Origin of the sequence: Kordiimonas lacus, from assembly GCF_001550055.1 — a bacterium.
GTDB lineage: Bacteria > Pseudomonadota > Alphaproteobacteria > Sphingomonadales > Kordiimonadaceae > Kordiimonas > Kordiimonas lacus.
The window spans coordinates 17,742-38,051 of the sequence record NZ_LRUA01000001.1; the positions used below are offsets into that span (position 1 = coordinate 17,742).

At 55.1% G+C, this 20,310-nt stretch carries 17 protein-coding genes and 1 pseudogene; 9 read left to right on the plus strand and 9 right to left on the minus strand.

Annotation, left to right across the window (positions count from 1 at the left end; all coding sequences use genetic code 11):
• Window positions 1-71 precede the first annotated feature (71 nt).
• The 5 genes and pseudogenes from KORLAC_RS00060 to KORLAC_RS00080 form a co-directional block, all read right to left on the minus strand.
• Window positions 72-545 (minus strand): hypothetical protein, encoded by a 474-nt coding sequence (locus tag KORLAC_RS00060; RefSeq protein WP_068300918.1) that lies wholly within the window; start codon window positions 543-545, stop codon window positions 72-74.
• Window positions 529-2,691: a site-specific integrase gene (locus KORLAC_RS00065; protein WP_068300921.1), complete on the minus strand. Its 2,163-nt coding sequence runs from the start codon at window positions 2,689-2,691 to the stop codon at window positions 529-531. Before KORLAC_RS00065 ends, KORLAC_RS00060 begins: the two co-directional genes overlap by 17 nt.
• Window positions 2,692-2,696: 5 nt before the next feature.
• Window positions 2,697-4,589: a phage integrase SAM-like domain-containing protein gene (locus tag KORLAC_RS00070; protein WP_068300923.1), complete on the minus strand. Its 1,893-nt coding sequence runs from the start codon at window positions 4,587-4,589 to the stop codon at window positions 2,697-2,699.
• Window positions 4,586-5,893: a tyrosine-type recombinase/integrase gene (locus KORLAC_RS18600; RefSeq protein WP_139167668.1), complete on the minus strand. Its 1,308-nt coding sequence runs from the start codon at window positions 5,891-5,893 to the stop codon at window positions 4,586-4,588. The genes KORLAC_RS00070 and KORLAC_RS18600 overlap by 4 nt, the downstream gene beginning before the upstream one ends.
• Window positions 5,894-6,069: 176 nt before the next feature.
• Window positions 6,070-6,348, minus strand: a pseudogene (locus KORLAC_RS00080) (Sir2 family NAD-dependent protein deacetylase); the annotation flags it as partial.
• Between the two features lie 82 nt (window positions 6,349-6,430).
• Here KORLAC_RS00080 and KORLAC_RS00085 point away from each other — a divergent pair.
• The 3 genes from KORLAC_RS00085 to KORLAC_RS00095 all read left to right on the plus strand — a co-directional run bounded on the left by KORLAC_RS00085 (window position 6,431) and on the right by KORLAC_RS00095 (window position 8,755).
• The gene (locus KORLAC_RS00085; protein ID WP_068300932.1) at window positions 6,431-6,904 is read left to right on the plus strand and encodes a low molecular weight protein-tyrosine-phosphatase; all 474 of its coding nucleotides are present in this window, start codon (window positions 6,431-6,433) and stop codon (window positions 6,902-6,904) included.
• Window positions 6,905-6,912: 8 nt separating this feature from the next.
• On the plus strand, window positions 6,913-7,785 hold the full coding sequence (locus tag KORLAC_RS00090) for a fructosamine kinase family protein (RefSeq protein WP_074519519.1): 873 nt from the start codon (window positions 6,913-6,915) through the stop codon (window positions 7,783-7,785).
• 85 nt (window positions 7,786-7,870) lie between these two features.
• Window positions 7,871-8,755: an alpha/beta fold hydrolase gene (locus KORLAC_RS00095; protein ID WP_068300936.1), complete on the plus strand. Its 885-nt coding sequence runs from the start codon at window positions 7,871-7,873 to the stop codon at window positions 8,753-8,755.
• Here KORLAC_RS00095 and thpR read toward each other — a convergent pair.
• Together thpR and KORLAC_RS00105 are read right to left on the minus strand one after the other, a co-directional pair.
• The gene (thpR, locus tag KORLAC_RS00100; RefSeq protein ID WP_068300937.1) at window positions 8,724-9,326 is read right to left on the minus strand and encodes an RNA 2',3'-cyclic phosphodiesterase; all 603 of its coding nucleotides are present in this window, start codon (window positions 9,324-9,326) and stop codon (window positions 8,724-8,726) included. The two genes, KORLAC_RS00095 and thpR, sit on opposite strands and share 32 nt — an antisense overlap.
• 68 nt (window positions 9,327-9,394) lie before the next feature.
• Window positions 9,395-10,072 carry an arylesterase gene (locus KORLAC_RS00105; protein WP_241493345.1) on the minus strand — a complete coding sequence of 226 codons (678 nt, stop codon included), beginning with the start codon at window positions 10,070-10,072 and terminating at the stop codon, window positions 9,395-9,397.
• Between the two features lie 77 nt (window positions 10,073-10,149).
• Here KORLAC_RS00105 and KORLAC_RS00110 point away from each other — a divergent pair, with 77 nt between their 5' ends.
• The 6 genes from KORLAC_RS00110 to KORLAC_RS00135 all read left to right on the plus strand — a co-directional run bounded on the left by KORLAC_RS00110 (window position 10,150) and on the right by KORLAC_RS00135 (window position 17,987).
• Window positions 10,150-10,890: an ABC transporter ATP-binding protein gene (locus tag KORLAC_RS00110; protein WP_068300940.1), complete on the plus strand. Its 741-nt coding sequence runs from the start codon at window positions 10,150-10,152 to the stop codon at window positions 10,888-10,890.
• On the plus strand, window positions 10,887-13,421 hold the full coding sequence (locus tag KORLAC_RS00115; protein ID WP_068300944.1) for an ABC transporter permease: 2,535 nt from the start codon (window positions 10,887-10,889) through the stop codon (window positions 13,419-13,421). Before KORLAC_RS00110 ends, KORLAC_RS00115 begins: the two co-directional genes overlap by 4 nt.
• A 139-nt stretch (window positions 13,422-13,560) precedes the next feature.
• Complete coding sequence (locus KORLAC_RS00120; protein WP_068300946.1) at window positions 13,561-14,289, plus strand: Bax inhibitor-1/YccA family protein; 729 nt, start codon at window positions 13,561-13,563, stop codon at window positions 14,287-14,289.
• Window positions 14,290-14,437: 148 nt separating this feature from the next.
• The gene (locus KORLAC_RS00125; protein WP_160328561.1) at window positions 14,438-15,526 is read left to right on the plus strand and encodes a DUF547 domain-containing protein; all 1,089 of its coding nucleotides are present in this window, start codon (window positions 14,438-14,440) and stop codon (window positions 15,524-15,526) included.
• A gap of 71 nt (window positions 15,527-15,597) precedes the next feature.
• Complete coding sequence (locus tag KORLAC_RS00130; protein WP_068300952.1) at window positions 15,598-16,704, plus strand: acyltransferase family protein; 1,107 nt, start codon at window positions 15,598-15,600, stop codon at window positions 16,702-16,704.
• A gap of 98 nt (window positions 16,705-16,802) precedes the next feature.
• A complete protein-coding gene (locus tag KORLAC_RS00135) occupies window positions 16,803-17,987 on the plus strand; it encodes a DUF547 domain-containing protein (protein ID WP_068300955.1) in 1,185 nt (394 codons plus the stop codon).
• Window positions 17,988-17,992: 5 nt separating this feature from the next.
• Here the strand turns inward: KORLAC_RS00135 and KORLAC_RS00140 are convergent, their stop codons facing one another.
• Together KORLAC_RS00140 and bioB are read right to left on the minus strand one after the other, a co-directional pair.
• Complete coding sequence (locus KORLAC_RS00140) at window positions 17,993-19,255, minus strand: adenosylmethionine--8-amino-7-oxononanoate transaminase (RefSeq protein ID WP_068300957.1); 1,263 nt, start codon at window positions 19,253-19,255, stop codon at window positions 17,993-17,995.
• Window positions 19,256-19,257: 2 nt separating this feature from the next.
• The gene (bioB, locus tag KORLAC_RS00145; RefSeq protein WP_068300960.1) at window positions 19,258-20,247 is read right to left on the minus strand and encodes a biotin synthase BioB; all 990 of its coding nucleotides are present in this window, start codon (window positions 20,245-20,247) and stop codon (window positions 19,258-19,260) included.
• Window positions 20,248-20,310: the final 63 nt, after the last annotated feature.

Sequence of the window (20,310 nt, forward strand, 5' to 3'; positions counted from 1 at the left end):
AGTTCCCCACTATGCACGGTAGTTGCGGGATGCAATTGCAAATATGTAATAGTTTGGACCTGATCTGATAGCTACCTGTTTTGTGTTGGTGGCCTGTCAGCTAGATTAGAAACCGAAGATAGCTTCATTCCTTCTGCTTTCTGATAGCGCTCTAGCATTGTCTTTAGCTGCAGAATGCGGCGTTGTGCTTTCTCCAACTCAATAAGATACTTGTGTGCCTCTGACATGGCCCGGTCTCGCTCAACTCGGCACAAGTCACGCTGCTCACGCAACTCTTTGATTATCCTTTCTGTGGCACTAGCACCGATGTCCGCCTCCATCAAATCAATGATTTTCCTCCGCACATCGGCATATTCGGTATCGGGCTTACCAACCAGCGTTCGCGAACGCCCCGCTTCAAGGGCCACGTTGGAAATATTCATCTTCAAGGAACCCCGTTCGGCCTTGGTCCGGAGAGTTGGGTTACGTGGCTTGTTCGCGAGAATACGTGCAATAGCATCCTCGAAATCCTGCCTGACACAATTCTTGTCACGACTTTTCATCATTGCGCACCTCCTCCTCCGGCAAATTTCTTACATCAATGCCCAATTGATCAAGCAACAGCGCGCTCGCCTTCGCTCTCTGTTCGAAAATGTTGCGCGCCACAGCAACCTTGGCCTGATTTGAACCGAGAGGCTGTGTCGCCAGCTGTAAAGCAGCCTGTGTATTCTCCTGGTACCGTCGTATCCAGAAATCACTCTTATTAGCCATCAACACAAAACAACTGCACCCAGAACAGACATCCGGCGACCTGTGTGCTAGATTTGGTCCAAGCACTGCAGGGTTAGTCGTACCCGCAATTTTATGACAACGCATTTCGTCCGGCTCGACAGGCAAACAGTAACCATGTCGGCCATTCGAAAACAGCCGAATGTTGTTTTCTATATGGTGCTTCTGTACCTTCACCCAGGCTTGAACTGACTTACTGCGTCCCACCAATTCACGATATCCATCGATATCTTCGTACAATCTGCGACCCTGCCGACCGGCTGGTTTCTGTCCATACATTATACCCATGACCGTGGTCGCCAACAGTTGATCACTAACAGTCCTCATTGAACGCTGTTGCCCGGAACCTATGTACCCATATGTCATTGCGAGGGATTGATGCTGAAGCTGGAGCTGAATGCCGCGAATTAGAGAGGGGTCTGTATGATACATGAACTGTGCAAATGTCTTTCGCAGCATGTGGGGGCGGAATATCTCGCCACAGCTTTCTTTCCACGTCACTAGGTCGTTCTTATGAAGGGCTGAAAGCGACTGATCCGGAAGGGAGTCAAAATCAACGAAAAACCTAATGCTTCTCTTGACATACCTCGCAAGTCCCGAGGCGGTATTTCTAGAAGTGACACTCCACCGGGTACCCTCGTTGTTGCCACTGTTACGAAAATTGAAAAAGATCCGCTCTGGATCATCAGGATAAAAATCCATTTGAGAGGCAACGCGATTCAGGCAGATAATTGCATCAATAGCGATCGGCAGTTCTGTACTATCAACGGGAACTGCGCCTATGGTCCATGTGGCCACTTCCGACCCTTCTGCCATTTTGGTTAACGTCGCATCAAGCAGGAAAACCTTAAATAGCCCATCATTGCTGACCTCTGTCCGGACACATATGGGTAGATTGCTCTTAGAGTCGATGCCACGTCGAATGGATAAGAGTTCGCTCGCACGTAGCCCTAACAATCCCTGCACTAAAATCGCACATGCACTAATATAATGACGCACCAATGCCCGCGTTACATGCATGCGTACTTTAGGGTGTTTTAATGTTTCCAAAAACGACAAACCCTCAGGCATATTGGGTACGCGAATACGTTCGGCTTCAAACTTCAGCATCGCATCAAGAATCTGGCTACAATTGAACTCCTTCCAGCTTGCCCTCTCTGAAAGAAGTGCTTCATAGGGAGCATTGTTTCTTTCATTTTGGACCAATCGTTCGACGCAAGGGATAGCTTCAACAACGAGATTGGCTGTGTTGTTAAACAGTGGAATCGCAATTTCGTCCTGTAGCGGCGGGATTGCGCCCGGCAATTTGTCTGCCAAACGTGATGCCAAAGTTTTCACGCCAATATTGGGGAACGGAGTTTCCGGCATAGGCTTGATGCCAGCTTGCGCAAACCCTTCGGAATGGCTGTAAATTATATCCAGAAGATTCAAGCGCTTGTAAAATGAAGACCAACCAAACCCCACTTCAGTCTCTTCATCTTGGTCACCTTGCCCAACTATATCAAACTCATCAACCGCGGCTGAATCTGCCAACAACAAGTTGGGCAAAGCTTCAACATAAGCCTCAATTTCCAGGCTGGTTAGCTCATTTGGGTACCGAATTTTGCGGCAGGCCATCCAGGACAGAAGGGTGCGCAACCCGGTCAAATCATGGCCCAAAGCAGCAGGCTTCTTAGGGCGTGCCCTCGGGGCCGGATGGTACAACATGGCCCAAAATAGTGGTTTTGCCCAGGCAAGAATATCTACGTTTTTTCGATTTGTGAGGCAGCTTTGAGGCGTATTGGAGTCACCATAGTAGAGGTTACTCCAGATGATCTTATGCGTCTGATGTTCCCCCTCAAACACCCAGACATCCTCAAAAAAATCAATATCCGAGGCACCAAAAAAATCCTCACCCCAAGCATGGACTAGCGCTTCCCGCATTTCTTTCACTCCGCAGCTGGCAAGTGAAAACTGAACGTATCTGCCACTGCCGCGACTTCGGGCCGGACCTGGCCCAGATATGCCTGCAATACCTGATGAGCCTCACCAAACTTGTCGAAGTATGAGCGTGCCTGCATGCGCTCGGATCCCCGATAAAGTGCGTCATTCAAAGCTTTATACAGCGCTACGCTAACAGGGTCTTCAATGTCCGCGGTAGCTAGGGGGCAAGCTGGGCAATGCCCATATGCTGCGCAAAGTCGTCCGGAACTTTCGCCCACAACGGGACTTGAATAAGGATCTATACAACCAAATCCCGGAGTGGCTGCGACATGATCTTGGCCTTGCAAGAGCCTTGGGTCAGATTTCCCGTCATTGGCGTGGAAGCGAGACCGTTGCTCCATTCTATGGGCAATTCTCCCCCTATAGGATTGCCTCGAATAGCCCTTCAAATAATGCTTTTCCGTTGTATCCGGCGTAGCATGATGGGCGATTTCTTGAGTCACCCGATAGTCGGAAAATCGTCCTTCTATTTCATCCAGAATAGTTGGGCGGATACTCTGAAAATTAATACGCTCTAAGCTGTTTCTGTCGCAAAATTTGTTAACAAGGAGCATTATTGCTGAACTATTACTACCACCCAATACACTGCATCCTCCGTTTCGCTTAAGACCCATAAAAACATTTTGGTTCATATTGGCGTGTATTTTCCTTAACGGGCGCGTCCAAAGCTCGAGGAACTCCAATGATACCCTAAGGCCAGCTTTAAGGCTTGGATCGGCTCGATACTCTTCAAGTGATGGTCCCGCACTAACACCTATGGCCTGGTTCCCATCGCCACCACCAGAGGCTGCGCGTGCCTTGTAAAGCCATATCTTGTAGCCGATTGTCCCCAACCGGGAGTGTGTTGTTATATCGTGAAATTTTAGATTCAGCAGAGGTGTAAGATTTGCCGCAGTCATGACCCCGAAGTTGAGTAGATGAGCTGCCAGATCTGAATGATAAGGTGCAAAATATCTATACGCATCGAACGAACTGGCCTTATCGTATGTAAGCTGCCGCAAGCGAAAAACATCTACAAACCCTTCATCATTAATGATCTGCTCTACCTTTGCCAGAAAAGTTGCCTTGTCCCATCTATATGGATTCCGGTCATTCCCCTGCCGAGGCTTCAATCGAGATAATTGGTCTCGACCGACAGCCAACATTTCCTGCCCTTCGAAATAGCTATCCACTTGATTGCGGATTTCTACTTGTATCGCATTCACCAACTCCAAATACTGCGGAAAATCCATACGTTGGATTCCTACCTTCTTTTTGTGGGCATTCCTGTAATGCAATATATTCTCAAAGGTAGGCAGGTGCTTTTGAAGACCTGTAAAACTGTCTTGGGATATGTATTGGAGGCATCGAACCAGCGAGTTCGCATATGATGCCCGGGTCTGTACTGATAGCGTGTTAGATTCAGGATGGTTTTTCTTTGCAGCTAAGATCGTTCGCGCATTCGCAGAGTCTAAGTAGTTCTTAAACTGACCAATCATTTGAGGATTGATGTCTTCGAAACTTACGCTACTTGGCACACCCTTGAACGCCAGAAACCGTATGAATCCAGCCCTGACATTGCGAATAAGGCATTGGAGAGAGTACAAGGTTGAAGCCCGATAAACGGCCTCAAAAGCGTCAACAAAGTGCTGGACTAGGCCTGGGTAAATTCGAAGTTCCGGACATGCCACATCTATCCACTCCCCTTCATACCACACTCGAAATACTCCAGCCTCCGCTTCCCACTGAGTGACATAGCGCACCCCTTCAGGCTGGCTAACATCTACAATCTTGCCGCGCTTAATCGCCTTTATCTGCATTACCTTTGCAAGATCGGCCTGGGAATTTTCACGTTTCATGGAGACACTCCATCTGTGGAGGTCAATGCACTAAGATCAATAAAAGTGCGGGTGCCGGGTTCAAGAATTTCCACAAAATGGGTGTAAATTTTCTTCGTCAAAGATGGGTCACTGTGCCCCATTTGGTCGGCGATCGCCCTCCAGTTGGTAGGAATTCCCTTCTCTACTGATATTGCCGCCGTCCAACTGGCATAGGTGTGACGGAGGTCATGAAAGGCATAACGGTGCCGTGGATTACCATGTCGATCAATATCAACCAGCTTTGCTTCAATCTGCAGCTTGTTAAATGCGGCCCGAATTCCGTCAGCAGAGAGCGGACCTGGACGACCGTAGTCTGGGCGGGAATAAAACAAAGCTGTAGGCGCGCGGAGAGTATTGTACTTTTTCTTAAACTGATTTACTGCCTGTCGGCGTTCACCCTCAATATATGCTAAAATGTCCTTAGCAACTTCGCTGTTGATCTCAATATCGCGTATCTTCTTCCCGCCGCGGCCTTTACCTTCGATCCCCCTGATAATTATTCTTCCCGTTGTTTGTGGATCCAATGCAGCTACTTGATCCACTCTGAGCCGCTCAATTTCATTAATTCTTAGTGAGCCAGTTGTCGTCAGGTCCAAGATCAACCTGTCTCTTCCTGAGCCATCTTCACGTTCAGATGGCCTTGGTCCAGCTGCGGCTGCAAGGGCACGATAGTCTTTTACCGACAGAGGTCGAGGGTGTCGAACATGGCATCCTTTAGGCAACAGTTTCGAGCGACTGCTAACTGCAGCCTTGGCAAGCGTTTTGGGCCGGGTATGTGTCATTGCATCAAGATCAGAGGGAACAAAAGGCTTGTAGCTTTTGACCTCAGACAAACCGTCAACAATGTCGCCAACATAAAGACCTTTGGCAGCCAAATACCTATAAAACTCTAGAATATAGACCATTCTCCGCCGAACGGTTGCTGACGAGCAGGGTTCCCCGGTTTTTTGGCTCGGTACCGTTAGCAATGCGTCGCGGTAGCTGATCAAATCATCAACAATCGCTGCACCCCATACTATTCCTCGCGCCAGCAAATAATTGAGCCAGCCCTCAACATCTGTTGCTGCTGCTTTCCAAGTATGCGGTGAAGCAGAACGGCCGGACTCAGCTAGGCCTGATAGAAAAAGGGATGCTTCCGACATGATTGTCATACCAGGATACTCCCAGATTGAAGGAAGATGCTCCCGCAGTCCATCCACCTTCATCACAGTATCTCCAACCTTGGGAAGGTGATAGTGGACAAAGTAGTTCTGAATGTTGGCCGAATTTCTTGAACTTGTCACAGCAACCTCCGATTAGATCGCCATAACTCAATCACACCATTTTCTATTTAGTCAATATTTTTCAATATCTTATAGAAATTAGTGCACATAAATACTGGTCGCTAAATAACATATTCATTCAAGAGAAAACATTGGGATACTGCGATTGATGAACAAATTTTTTCAGTTCATATAACCACATTCTGGGTAACAACGGTCACGCGGCCATCCAGTTCCCTCTGCAATCGGGCGATGGCCTTATGGGCATCGTTGGGCTGAACGGTCGGCAGTTGCGCGCGCCTCAGGTTATAGAAGCGCTGCACCAGCTTGGGGTCGCGCGCGAAGGCTTCGGGGGTGGCCACATCCTCCACCCGGTGCTCTTCCCACAGGCCGTCATTGTCGCGGAACGTGCGCACGCCTGATTCGGCGGACACCCCCGCACCTGTCAGAATGACGATATCCCTGTATGGCCCCATGCGCTCTTTCTCTCCCCGCCAAGATACGCTACTTGTTGATCAGGCATACTTATAGGCAAAAGCGGCGTGGGAGCAAATCCAGATGGTGAAAGTTTTGTTTGTTTGCATGGGGAACATCTGCCGGTCACCCATGGCGGAAGGTGCCTTCCGGGCAGCTGTGGATGCCACCGGCCTCACGGACCGCATCGAGATCGACAGCGCCGGCACCATCAGCTATCACGCAGGCAACCCGCCCGACCGCCGCGCCCAGGCCACAGCGAAAAAGAACGGCATTGATATCTCCCGCCAGCGCGCACGCCAGGTGCGCGACGACGATTTCCACACGTTCGATCATATCCTGGTGATGGACCATGACAATTACCGCGACCTGATGGCCCGCGCAGCACCCGAACACCAGGACCGGATTGAGCTGTTCATGAGCTACGCGCCCGACCACCCCTATGAAGAGATGCCAGACCCTTACTATGGCGAAGTGAATCAGTTCGACCTGTGCTTCGAGGCAGCAAGGGAAGCCGCCGAGGGCCTACTGGCTGCCATCAAAGCGCGGCATATGTAGCCCCCGCCATGGCATCCCCGCTGGCACAGAAACTCGCGAAAGCACTTGGCAGCCCGGTGACGGGATCGAAGCCCATGCGGGGCGGCGACATTGCCGATGTCTCCTGCCTGACGCTGGGGGACGGCCGCAAGGTGGTGGCCAAGCGCCCCCGCGCGGACCAGGGCGACACCACCAAGATCGAAGCCATGATGCTGAAGCATCTTCGGGCCGCAAGTGATCTGCCGGTGCCCGAAGTCCTGTTTCAGGAAGCCGGTATATTGGTAATCAGCCATATTGAACACCAGGGTATTACTAACGCCCGCGCGGCGGCTGAAGATGTGGCAAAACATGTGGCGGCGCTGCACCGCGTGACAAGCGGCGACAAGAAGCCATACGGCTTCAAGGCGGATACCGTGATTGGCCCCCTGCCACAAAAGAACGTCCCGAGCGCGGACTGGATCAGCTTCTTCCGTGATCAACGCCTGCTGGCCATGGCGCGATCCTGCCTGAACACCAGCCGCATCGACGCCGGCTTCATGACGCGTGTTGAAGCGCTCGCGGCCAAGCTGCCGGACCTGATCCCGCGCGACCCCGGCGCCAGCCTGCTGCACGGTGACCTGTGGGCGGGCAACATGCTGATCGACGGCGACCATGCCGCAGGCTTCATCGACCCCGCCATATCCTATGGCCACCGCGAGATGGACCTGGCCTTCATCCAGCTGATGGGTGGGCTGGACCCAGCCTTCTTCGATGCCTATCACGCCCACTTCGCCATTGATGCTGGCTTCCATGAGGACCGCTGCGCGCTATACCAGCTTTGGCCTCTTCTGGTTCATGTGCGCCTGTTCGGTGGCGGCTACGTGCATCAGGTTGGATCGGTTCTCGACCGCTTCGGCGTATAGAGCTGTCACGCCCTTGTGACATCTTGTGCGCTGACGCCTGCAGACACGCCCCCTAGACTTCCAGGAAATACTGCGAGGAAAATCAATGCGTGTTCGCCGCCTGCTGGGGTCTAAGAAATTCTGGTGCTGTTTGGTGCTGCTGCCCTTCCTGCTGATCGGCTGTGCCTCGGCTTATATCTCGATGCAGCCAAGGTTCGACCATGACGAATTCGCCTGGCGCCGGTCTGTCGCCACCATGGCTGGACAGATGTATCAACTAAGCTACCTTGAGGGCGGTGACCCGACTGGCCAGCGTGTCATATTCGTGCACGGCACGCCCGGTGACGCGTCCAACTGGTATGACATGCTGAAGCACGCTCCCACAGGATATCAGTTCATCGCAGTTGATCGTCCCGGTTTCGGCCAGACCCGACCGGAGAACGCCCAGCCTTCCATCATGGAGCAGGCCCGTGCGCTAGGGCCGCTGATTACCGTGCCCGAACGCGGCAAGCCCATCTTGGTGGGCCATTCGCTGGGTGGCCCGGTGGTGGCTGCTGCCGCAATGCTATACGGCGACAAGCTGGGCGGGGTGATCATCGCGGCCGGCGCACTGGACCCAGACCTTGAAGAAGTGATGTGGGTACAGCATCTGGGCGCGACACCGCCAGTTTCATGGCTTTTGCAGTGGGAGTTCCGGAACGCGAACTTTGAACTGATTGCGCTTGAGGATGAGTTGCGCGCGCTGGCGCCCCGCTTAAGGGATATCCATATACCTGTTACCATTGTGCACGGGACAGCAGACGAGCTGGTGCCCTATGCCAACACAGATTATATGATGCGGGAATTTTCAGGCACAGCGCCCAAGCTGGTGACGCTTGAAGGCGGCAACCATTTCCTGCCCTGGAACGCGCGCGGGCCGCTTCTGGACGCCATCACCGAGATGGCATCCAAGCTGCCTGCTACCAGGCTGGTTCCAGTTCAAAGTCGCTGAAGGCGGAGATATCCTCTTCTTCGGGCTCGCCCTCAAAGGCGCGACCAAAGCGGCTTTCGACGGTATAATAGGACCCCTCGCAAGTCAGCTGGCTGGAAAACAGGGTGAAATGATCCACCGTCCAGCTTGGCGTGTGCAGGATTTCATGTTCGGTCAGCCAATCGCCGATCCGAGCCTGCGCACCGCGCCGGAACCGCGCCAGTGTCACGTGCGGCTTGTATTTCCTGCGTTCAACCTCCACCCCGACGCTTTCAAGCGCATGGCAGATTTTCTCATGCAGATGCGAAAGCCTTTGCCTGTCTGACACCCCGGCCCAAAGATTTTTGGGCTGCTTGGGCTTTCCGAACAGCCCGACACCGGTGAGCGCAAGCTCAAACGGCGACACGATGATCCGGGAAAGTTCGCTTTCAATTTCATGCATGGTCCGCTTGGGAACATCGCCAATAAAAGCAAGGGTGAGATGGAGCTGGTCATCCCGCTGCCAGTGTGCGCATTCGACACCGCCGCGCGCCTCATCAAGCGCAGATCGCACATTTTCGGGAATTTCCAGGCCGACGAATAAACGAACCATGGCCGACCTCCCTAAAAAGAGTCGTAACGACAAGATTTCGTGGGTCACATACCCGCGATACACTAACCCTAGCGCAAAATCAGGTCTTTGACTACTGGTCCGAGCTTGGAAACGATAATTTTTACGCCTTCCGCATTGGGGTGAATACCGTCCGGCTGGTTCAGCGATGGGTCTGCAGCAACGCCTTCAAGGAAGAAGGGATAAAGCGGCTGGTCGTATTTTTCCGCCGTGGCTTTGTAGGCTGGATTGAAAATTTCGGCATAATCCGGGCCAAGGTTCGGCGGCGCCAGCATACCACCGATCAGCACTGGAATATCGCGCTCGCTCAACAGCTTCACCATGGCGTCTATGTTATCGCGCGTGATGGTGGGGTCGATGCCGCGAAGGCCGTCATTGCCGCCCAGTGTCAGGATCACCAGGTCCGGCTTGCCGCCTTCAAAGGGCGCAAGGCCCCATTCAAGGCGCGACCGGCCGCCCGATGTAGTATCGCCCGAAACGCCGGCGTTGGTCACTTTCACCGGCACATCCATATTGGTATTCAGCCAGGCTTCAAGCTGGTCGGTAAAGCCGTCACCAGCCTCAAGGCCATAGCCTGCGGTCAAGCTGTCACCAAAGGCCAGGATCTCAACCGTATCCGCCGCATTGTCGCCATCCATCGCACTTACGGTACTGGCTGGCGCAAAACTCGTCCAAACGAGGGCGAATAGCGTATAGAAAAAAAGTTTGAGCGATTGATTGACCTTCACAGGGCAAGCTCCCAGCTTTAAGAGACATAATTTAGAACCATAAACAAACTATCTGGCAGCGAAGAGAGACAATTACAATGGCTGATACCTCCAGCATCATCAAATTAACCGATGTCACACTGACGCTTGAAAGCGGCGCGGGCCCGGTGAACATCCTCAAGGGCATCAGTTTCGGCATAGAAAAAGGCGAAACTGTGGGCATCGTTGGCCCGTCGGGCAGCGGCAAGTCATCGCTGATGAGCCTGATGACCGGCCTGGAGCAGGCCACAACTGGCTCCGTGAGCGTCGGTGGCCTGAAGTTTGAAGGCGCGGACGAAGACACGCTGGCCCGCCACCGCCTCAAGGGCGTAGGCATTGTGATGCAGGCTTTCCACCTGATCCCCACCATGACGGCGCTTGAAAATGTCGCCGTACCGCTGGAGCTTGCAGGCGTTAATGACGCCTTTGACCGCGCGGCGCGGGAACTGGAAGCCGTGGGCCTTGCGCACCGGATGGACCATTACCCGGCACAGCTTTCGGGTGGCGAACAGCAGCGTGTGGCGCTGGCGCGCGCCCTGGCGCCTGAGCCTGCCATCCTGTTTGGTGATGAGCCCACCGGCAACCTCGACGGCAAGACCGGCCATGCCATCATCAAACTGATCTTTGATCTGGCTGAAGCGCGCGGGTCTACCCTTGTGCTGGTGACCCACGACCCCGAGCTTGCAGACCGCTGTGACCGGGTGATTTCCATGGCCGACGGCAAAGTGGTGGACGACACGGGCAACACCAAATCCGTCACCGGCGATGCTGACGTTATGGGCAAGGTATCAAACAAATGATCAGCCGTAGCCCCGCCCTGCCAGTGGCGTTAAGGCTGGCGCTCAGAGAACTTCGTGGCGGCCTGTCGGGCTTCCGCATCTTCATGGCCTGCCTGATTTTGGGCGTAACCGCCATTGCCGCTGTTGGCTCGCTCACACGTGCGATCCAGGAAGGCATGGAACGCGAAGGACAGTCGATCCTGGGTGGTGACCTTGAGATCAACATCTTCCAGGCGCAGCTTGAGAGCGACGCCCGCGAATGGCTGACCGAACGCGGCACGCTGTCCGACAGTGCGCGACTGCGCACCATGGCGCGGGTTGACGGCGCTCCGCGGTCCACCCTTGTGGAGCTTCGGGCGGTCGATAACCTTTACCCGCTCTATGGCGATTTTATCACCAAACCGATGCTGGATAATGACGCGCTGTTCGAAAGGCGCGCCGGCAAATGGGGCGTTGCGATCGACCCACTGCTGGCGGATCGCCTGGGCGTTGAGCCCGGTGACACACTGATTTTCGGCAATGTGAAAGCCGACATCCGCGCCTTCATTGAAAGAGAACCAGACAAGGCCAACATGGGCTTCCAGCTTGGACCAAGCGTGATGATCCAGCGTGCGGCGCTAGAAGAAACCGGCCTGATCACCACCGGCAGCCTGGTGAATTTCTATTACAAACTGAAGATGCCTGCGGGCACCGACATCAAGGCCGTACGCAAGGACCTGGATGAAGCCTTCCCGGATGCCAACTGGCGCGTTCGTGACCGTTCCACCAGTGCACCGGGCCTAAGGCGTTTCATTGACCAGATGGGCATTTTCCTGACGCTTGTTGGCATTTCCGCCCTTGTGGTTGGCGGCGTGGGTGTCGGCAACGCTGTGCGCGGCTATATGGACCGCAAGACCAAAACCATCGCGACCTTCAAGATTCTGGGGGCGGACGGCAGCACGGTGTTCAAAACCTATTTCTTCCAGATCCTGCTGATCGGCCTTGTCGCCATCGTGATTGGCATGGTTGTGGGCTCGCTGCTGCCCAGCATCCTGACCCTGTTCCTGCCAGACACGCTGCCGGTCAAGCCGGATGGCGGTGTGTACCCTGTGGCCCTTGTGCTGTCAGCGCTTTATGGCCTGATGATCACCATCGCCTTCGCCGTGTGGCCGCTTGGCAAAGCGCGGGACCTGCCGCCTGTGCGTCTGTTCCGGGCGCTTGTGGCGCCCGAGCGACGCTGGCCGCGCTTCATCTATATGGCCACCATCTTTGGCGCCGCTACCGTTGTGGTGCTGCTGGCTGTCGGTATGTCAGACAACCGTATCCTGGCCGCGGGTTTCATGGGCGGCGCTGGCGCCACCCTTGGCCTTCTGCGTTTCACCAGCTGGATGATTGAACGGCTGGCCTCCAAAGCGCCACGGTCACGCAATCCGCTGATCCGCATGGCGGTGGCGAACCTGCACCGGCCCGGGGCGGCCACTGGCGCAGTGGTGATATCATTAGGGCTTGGCCTGACGCTGTTTTCAACGCTGGCGCTGATTGAAGGCAACTTGTCAGAGCGCCTGACCGAACAGGTGCCTGAAGAAGCCCCCGCCTTCTTCCTGCTGGATATCCAGCGCTACCAGCTTGAAGAGTTCGAACAAACGGCCAAAGGTATCGAGGGCGTCGATGAACTGGTGACCGTGCCGAACCTTCGGGGCAGGGTAACCAAACTCAATGGCGTCAATGCCGCCGACGTGGAAGTGGCGCAGAATGTGCGCTGGATTTTGCGCGGTGACCGCGGCCTTTCCTATATGAATGAGCTGAACAGCGGCAGCCACCTTGTGGACGGCGACTGGTGGCCTGCTGACTATAGCGGTGAGCCGGAAGTCAGCCTGGGCAAGGAAGCCGCTGATGGCCTCGGCCTCAAGATCGGCGATACCATCAGCGTATCGGTGCTGGGGCGCGAGATCACGGCAACCGTGCGGTCGCTGAGGGAAATCGACTGGGGCACATTCGGCTTCAATTTCGTGATCCTGTTTGATCCCAATACCCTGAAGGTCGCGCCGCATACCTATATGGCAACACTGAAGGCATCAGATGCTGCAGAAGTGGAAGCCCACAAGGTGCTGACGAACGCCTACCCGAACGTGACTGCTATTCGCATGAAAGAAGTACTGTCTTCCGTCAACACCATGATGGACCAGATCGGCACCGCCGTGCGGGCAACCGCGGCTGTGGCCATAATTGCCGGCATTCTGGTGCTTGCGGGCGCGATTGCTGCCGGCTTCCGCCAGCGGGTGTATGAAAGCGTGATCCTGAAGGTGGTTGGTGCCGTGAGAAGCCAGATCCTGCGGGCTTACCTGTTGGAGTATGCCCTGATCGGCCTGATCACCGCCGCCATCGCCTTGGGCCTTGGAAGCCTGACAGGCTGGATCGTGGTGGACTTCGTTATGGAGATGGAATTCAGCTTCCTGCCTGCACCGATGATCTTCACCGTGGTGACAAGCCTGTTGGTGACCATCCTGTTTGGTCTGGGCTCCAGCTACCGGGCGCTTGGCATCAAACCGAACGCGGTGCTGCGGACCGAGTGATCAGAAACAGAATTTCCGGTGATAGGAAAAACCTATCGCACCGGAAATTCTGCGATCAAATTCTTGCGAATACGGTTGCAAGCAAAAGGGCGAATGCCCATATTAGCGTCAACTGACTGTAACCCTGTGGGGAGCAACTATCGTGGAACGATACAACACTAATTACCGGGCTGGCTCTGCCACCCAAACTGCTGAGTATGATGAAGGCCTGCGCGCCTACATGCTCAAGGTCTATAACTATATGGCGTCCGGCGTTCTGCTGACCGGCATTGTTGCGCTGATGTTCAGCAATATGCTGATGGGCAACATTGAGCTGCAGCAAACCATCTATGGCTCACCGCTGCGCTGGGTTCTGGCGCTTGCGCCGCTTGGCTTCATCATGGTGATGAGCTTCGGCGTTCATAAGATGAGCTCTGGCACACTGCAGATGATCTTCTGGGCCTTCGCCGCAGTGATGGGGCTGTCGATCAGCTGGATTTTCCTGGCCTACACAGGAACCAGTGTCGCACGGACTTTCTTCATTACCGCAGCTTCCTTCGGCGCGCTCAGCCTTTATGGCTACACAACGAAGAAGAACCTGTCGGGCATGGGCACCTTCCTGTTCATGGGCTTGATCGGCTTGATCATCGCAAGTGTGGTGAACATCTTCATGCAGTCATCGATGATGCAGTTTATCATCTCGGTTGCCGGCGTACTGATCTTCGCGGGCCTGACCGCCTACGATACGCAGCGCATCAAGCAAAGCTACTACATGATGGCCACAGGCGAAGCCGTTGCCAAAGGCGCGATCATGGGTGCGGTGAACCTGTACCTGGATTTCGTGAACCTGTTCATGTTCCTGCTGCAGTTCCTGGGCGACCGCCGCTAGAGGAAGCCCGCATACCAAACACCGAAAGCCCGGCCCAACCGCCGGGCTTTTTCTTTGAAGACACGCAATAAGACCAACCTTGCTAAAGTTGTATGGATGACACTTTTGGTTTACCCTGATATCTGAAGCAAAGATGGGGGAGAGTTTCATGCGGCTTTTACTTGCGATTTTGTGCGTAGGCATACTCACCTATTGTCATCCTGTGCAAGCGAGGGACGCGCTTTCGATCAGTTATGCCGATTGGGATGCTGTATTGAAGCAAACGGTGATGGATACTGGTCGGTCTGACCGCAAACCGGCTTCGCGCGTAAAAACCGCCCCGGCATCGCGGCTGACCAAAACCAACCCAAACCCCACTCGGCTCGAAGCAAACCGTGTTTTCTTTCACGCATTGGGGGAAGACAACAAAGCCTATATCGCGGCCATTGTTGATAGCCTGTCCCGGGTACCTGACAGTGTTCCGCTCCGAGAATTTTCGCCAAATGAACAGCTGGCCTATTGGCTGAACCTGCATAATGCGACTGCGTATTCCCTGATTGCCGATGAATACCCAGAATCAAACCTTAAGGGCTTTCATAAGGACAACTGGCACCGCAAGGTGTTGACGGTTGCGGGCAAGCGTTGGTCGCTCGCCGATATAGAGGTCTATATCGTCAACAGATGGCAGGACCCCCGGGTTCTTTATGGTTTTTATCAGGGCACCATTGGCGGGCCGAACCTGAGGCGCGAAGCTTATACTGCACAGAATGTTTGGGCCAATCTGGAAGACAACGCGCGCGAATTTATAAACAGCCTGCGCGGCATCCAGCTGTGGGACGGTGGTGCCCGTGTATCAACGCTGTACGCGGACTATGCCATCCTGTTCCCGGATTTTGACCGGCAACTGAAAGCCCACCTGATGCGTTTCACAGATGTTCGCATGACAAGCCTGATCGCCAATCTGGACCAGTTCGAACCTGAGATCGAGGACTGGTACATCGCTGATCTCTATAACGGCCATCTGGGCCTAACCACTTCAGCCAACACCAACCCAGCAAGGATTGTTTTAGCCACGGCATCAAACCCAAACGCGTCACCGCAAGACATTGCTGCAATAATCCGGAAAACTGCATCCTCCGGAAAATACCCCAGGCATGTTCAGGAGTTCCTGACTGAATTGGTTGAGCGCAAGCGCCACCTGCGTGAGGCCGAGGTCCAGATAGAAGAACTCGACCCCGGACAAACCCAGGACCAATAGCTTTCCTGCTTCCCAAATCCTTTCACTCATGTTAATGACAACGTAGTCATTTTCGGTTGGGAAGCGGAACCATGGTAGAAAAGAAAGACCGGCTGTTGTCGCTGGATGCCCTTCGGGGGCTCAGCGTTATCGGTATGGTACTGGTGAATTCGATTGCGGTTTACCATTATGGCACCGGCAAGCCGGTCTATGGCCCGCTGCTGCATGCCCCCTGGGCGGGGCTAACGGTGGCAGACCTTGTATTCCCCTTCTTCATCTTCATGGTCGGCGTATCGCTGCCTTTCGCGCTGGGCGGACAGAAGGAAGAAGCCGGGTTGACAGGCCCGGTGCTGATACGGCTCTTCAAACGGGCGGCGCTCCTGTTCCTGATCGGGCTCGGGCTGACGCTTTCTTTTGCAGACTGGGACGGCCCGATCCGCCTTCTGGGTGTGCTGCAGCGCATCGGCCTGACCTTCTTCGGAGCCGCTATCCTGTTCCTGACCTTCAGCTGGCGCACGCTGGCGATCATCGCGCTGGCGGTCCTTGTTGGCTATCATGGCCTGCTGCTTGTGGAGGTGCCAGATGCAACGCGTGACCTCTGGGCGCCGGGCCAGAATTTCTCAAGCTGGTTTGACCGCGCCATGCTGGGCGATAATATCTATCACCCCACCGCGCCAATTCCGTTTGAGCCCGAAGGCATTCTGGGCACGCTTCCGAGCATTGCGCAGGCGCTGCTGGGGGTGCTGACCGGGCTTTATATCAAAACCAAAGGCGGGACGATCGATACTGTCGGGCGGCTCGCTCTCGCGGGCACAGTGCTCACCGTGCTGGGTTATGGCCTCGCGCCCTTCCACCCCATCGTCAAGGCCGTATGGTCCTCAACCTTCGTGCTGGCCACAACCGGCCTCGGGCTGCTGACCTTCGCTTTCCTGATCTGGGTGATTGATATCAAGGGTTATCGCGGCTGGTCCGTTACCTTCATGCAGGCCTTCGGCATCAATGCCATCACCGCTTATGTGCTGCACACCTATCTGATGGGGCCGATGCTGCTGAACAGATTCGCGGACCACCTGGTTGACGGCCTTGGCGGCACCATCGGCGTGCCCGCGGCAACGCTCTTACCCGCCTTTGGTGTGATACTCGTGACCTGGCTGCCTGTGGCAATAATGCAAAGACGAAAAATCATCCTGAAAGTATAGTTTCAGGTTTAGCTACCCTTGTAGTCTTAGAATATTGTCCCTATATTTTTTCGTACAACAATAAAAAATATCAATGACGCGAGATAGTGGGGTTCTCAATGCAAATCATTAAAGGCGCGTGCGCGGCCATTACCGGCGCACTCCTGACTGTCAGCTTCTCAGCTGACGCAGCTGAGCCAAAGCTGCCGACAGCCTATAACCCGAATTCAGTGACCGCCCTCAAATATGAGGACATGGACTATCTTCTGGAGAAGACAGTCATGCCGCTTGGGCGGTCAGACCACAAGCCCGCCCGCCGGGTTTGGCCGGGCTCCGGCACAGGCACGCGACTGGTGCGCGACAACCCCAAGCCGTCTAGGCTTGAGGGCAACCGTGTGATGTTCCACGACATCAAGACCAGCGAGCAGGAATTCGTAGTACGCGAGGTTCGGGATGTGCTTTTGGATCTGCCAGACAAGATCGACCTTACGAAGCTGAATAAAAACGAACAGCTGGCATACTGGCTGAACCTGCATAACGCGATTATGTATGCCAAGATTGCAGACCGCTACCCGGTCACACTGGTGGACCGCATATACGGCGACTGCAGTGATCCAGACGATCAGGACCGCTTCTATTGCGACCGTCAGACGGACTTTATGGGCATGATGATTTCACCCAATGATATCCGCCAGCATGTGCTGGACAATTGGTCTGATCCGGTCGTGATCTATGGTTTCTTCCTCGGGTCTGTTGGGTCACCAAACCTGCGCACCAAAGCCTATACCGGCGAAACCGTCTATGCCGACCTTGAAGACAACGCACGTGATTTCGTCAACAGCATCCGCGGCACCTGGATCAAGGATGACCATATCCTCCGTGTTTCCACCTATTATAAAGACGTGGCGCAGAAGTTTCCGAATTTTGACCGCGACCTCCTCGCCCACATCAACAAATATGCCCGCCGCGATTTCGGCTTCCTGCTGGGGCCAGTGACCAGCATCGAAGTGAAGCTGGAAGACTGGCATATTGCCGACCTTTATAACGGCTATGTCAGCGCAGCCAACGGTGGCGCCAACTTCCAGTCTGTTGGCCGCAATGGCCGGAACCTGGATGTCAGCATGTATCCGCCCCATGTTCAGCGGCTGCTGACAGATGTTGTCAAGCGCAACATGAACCGCGCCGGCAATGTCAGCATCCAGCAGGTAAAGCTTGAGGCGAAAGACACATCTGAAGAGGAAATGGACGACGAGATTGAAGTCGCACCAACCAGGAAAGACGACACGGATGAAGGGGGCCGCTAGAGGCCTCAGGCTTCAGACAGAACCTTGTAGATTGAGCCGGTGAGCTTTGTTAAGTCCGCCGGCTCAATGATAAGCGGCGGCGTCAGATAGACAATGTCGCGGAATGGCCGGATCCACACGCCTTCGGCCACAAACTTCGGCTTCAGCGCTTCAATCATAGATGCGTCTTCAAGCTGCACCACACCAATAGCGCCTTTCACCCGCACGCTTTTCACATTGTCCAGGAACCCGCAGGGCGCCAGCTCCGCCATCATCTGATGCTGGATGGCCTCGGCCTTGGCTTCATAATCTTCACGCTCGAACAGATCGAGCGAGGCATTGGCCGCCGCACACCCAAGCGCATGCGCCATATAGGTGGGGCCGTGCATCAGTGCTTTCATCGGATCGTCGTCATAAAAGGCATCAAAGATGGTATCGCGCGCTACACAAACGGAAAGCGGCGCCACCCCGCCTGACAGGGCTTTCGACAGTGTCACCATATCGGGCACGATGCCGGCCTGATCAATGGCAAAACAGGTGCCCGTGCGGTAGAAGCCGGTGAAAATCTCATCGACGATCATCAGCACACCCGCCGCATCACACGCCTGCCTGATCCACTGAAGGGTCTCGGGCGTGTGGAACACCATGCCGCCCGCGCCCTGCACTAGCGGTTCCGTGATCACCGCCGCAACATCCGGCGCGTTGACCTTCAGGAACGCGGCAAAGCGCTCCGCGCCTTCAGCATCCCTCGGCAGGTCGGTCAGCAGGTTTTCCGCCAGCATGCCCTTGAACATGCCGTGCATGCCCTCTTCCGGGTCACACACCGCCATGGTGCCGAGCGTGTCGCCGTGATAAGTGCCGCGGAAATGCACGAACTTGGTGCGCCTTTCACCCCGGTTCATGAAATATTGCGCCGCCATCTTCATGGCCACCTCAACGGAAACCGAGCCGGATTCCGCAATGAAACAGCGGTTCAGGTCCCCCGGCAGCATGGCCGCGAGGCGTGAACTCAGTTTCAAGGCCTGCTCATGCACCAGCCCGCCGAACATGACATGCGGCATCGCATCAAGCTGCGCCTTCATAGCGTCCAGAATGTGGGGGTGATTGTAGCCGTGCGCCGCCGCCCACCAGCTGGAAATGCCGTCGATCAGCTCGCGCCCGTCATCCAGCGTGATGCGCACGCCACTTGTTGCCTTCACGGGCAAGGGCGGTGTGGCCGTTTTCATCTGGGTATAGGGCAGCCAGATATGCTGGATGCCCTCATCATACCATGTGGGGGTACCCGTCATATTTAAGCCGGGCTGAGGCCGAGCTTCGAGAACAGGGCCATGTCCTTGTTGTTTTCAGGGTTCGGCGTGGTCAAAAGCTGCTCGCCATAGAAGATGCTGCTGGCGCCCGCGAGGAAACACAGCGCTTGTGCTTCTTCGGTCATTTCCTGACGACCAGCCGAAAGGCGCACTTCCGCTTTCGGCATCATGATGCGGGCGACTGCAATGGTGCGCACGAACTCCAGCGGGTCGAGGCGCTCAACATGCTCAAGCGGCGTGCCCGGCACCGCCACCAGCATATTGATCGGCACACTGTCCGGGTGCTGGTCAAGGTTCGCCAGTGTCTGCAGCATGCCCGCGCGGTCTTCCACGCGCTCGCCCATACCCACAATGCCGCCGGAGCAGACATTGATGCCCGCCTCGCGCACACGGTTCAGCGTGTCGATCCGCTCCTGATAGGTACGGGTGGTGATAATCTCGCCGTAGAATTCTTCGGACGTGTCGACATTATGATTGTAATAATCGAGGCCCGCATCCTTCAGCTTTTTGGTCTGACAATCAGACAGCATGCCCAGTGTCATGCAGGTTTCCATGCCCAGGTCCTTCACGCCTTCAACCATAGCCACAATCGTGTCCATGTCGCGGTCCTTCGGGCTGGTCCAGGCAGCGCCCATGCAGTAGCGCGATGCGCCGCCGGCCTTGGCCTTCTTGGCAGCGTCGATCACGCGCTCTACTTCCATCAGCTTGGTGGCTTCAAGGCCAGTCGTCTTTTTATGCTTGGCCGACTGGGAACAGTAACCGCAGTCTTCGGCGCAGCCACCGGTCTTGATGGAAATCAGCTGGCTCAACTGCACTTTGTTGGGATCGTGATAAATGCGGTGAACGCGCCCGGCCTCAAACACCAGGTCCATAAAAGGCTTTTCAAACAAGGCCATAACTTCTTCCCGCGTCCAGTCGTGGCGGATCGGGGCGTCGGAAGTGTTGGCTGCGTCGAAAGTAGCTGGGGCGTTCATGTTTCTCTCCATTGCCGCACGGGCTTGGTGCGGTCGGTTTTATTTGGCCGCTAATGTGCGGGG

Coding starts and splice junctions, on each gene's coding strand:
- KORLAC_RS00140 (WP_068300957.1), bottom strand. CDS start 19,255: ATGACGGGTACCCCCACATGGTATGATGAGGGCATCCAGCATATCTGG.
- KORLAC_RS00070 (WP_068300923.1), bottom strand. CDS start 4,589: ATGAAACGTGAAAATTCCCAGGCCGATCTTGCAAAGGTAATGCAGATA.
- KORLAC_RS00085 (WP_068300932.1), top strand. CDS start 6,431: ATGGTGAAAGTTTTGTTTGTTTGCATGGGGAACATCTGCCGGTCACCC.
- KORLAC_RS00125 (WP_160328561.1), top strand. CDS start 14,438: ATGCGGCTTTTACTTGCGATTTTGTGCGTAGGCATACTCACCTATTGT.
- thpR (WP_068300937.1), bottom strand. CDS start 9,326: ATGGTTCGTTTATTCGTCGGCCTGGAAATTCCCGAAAATGTGCGATCT.
- bioB (WP_068300960.1), bottom strand. CDS start 20,247: ATGAACGCCCCAGCTACTTTCGACGCAGCCAACACTTCCGACGCCCCG.
- KORLAC_RS00115 (WP_068300944.1), top strand. CDS start 10,887: ATGATCAGCCGTAGCCCCGCCCTGCCAGTGGCGTTAAGGCTGGCGCTC.
- KORLAC_RS00090 (WP_074519519.1), top strand. CDS start 6,913: ATGGCATCCCCGCTGGCACAGAAACTCGCGAAAGCACTTGGCAGCCCG.
- KORLAC_RS00130 (WP_068300952.1), top strand. CDS start 15,598: ATGGTAGAAAAGAAAGACCGGCTGTTGTCGCTGGATGCCCTTCGGGGG.
- KORLAC_RS00110 (WP_068300940.1), top strand. CDS start 10,150: ATGGCTGATACCTCCAGCATCATCAAATTAACCGATGTCACACTGACG.
- KORLAC_RS00060 (WP_068300918.1), bottom strand. CDS start 545: ATGATGAAAAGTCGTGACAAGAATTGTGTCAGGCAGGATTTCGAGGAT.
- KORLAC_RS00135 (WP_068300955.1), top strand. CDS start 16,803: ATGCAAATCATTAAAGGCGCGTGCGCGGCCATTACCGGCGCACTCCTG.
- KORLAC_RS00095 (WP_068300936.1), top strand. CDS start 7,871: ATGCGTGTTCGCCGCCTGCTGGGGTCTAAGAAATTCTGGTGCTGTTTG.
- KORLAC_RS00065 (WP_068300921.1), bottom strand. CDS start 2,691: ATGCGGGAAGCGCTAGTCCATGCTTGGGGTGAGGATTTTTTTGGTGCC.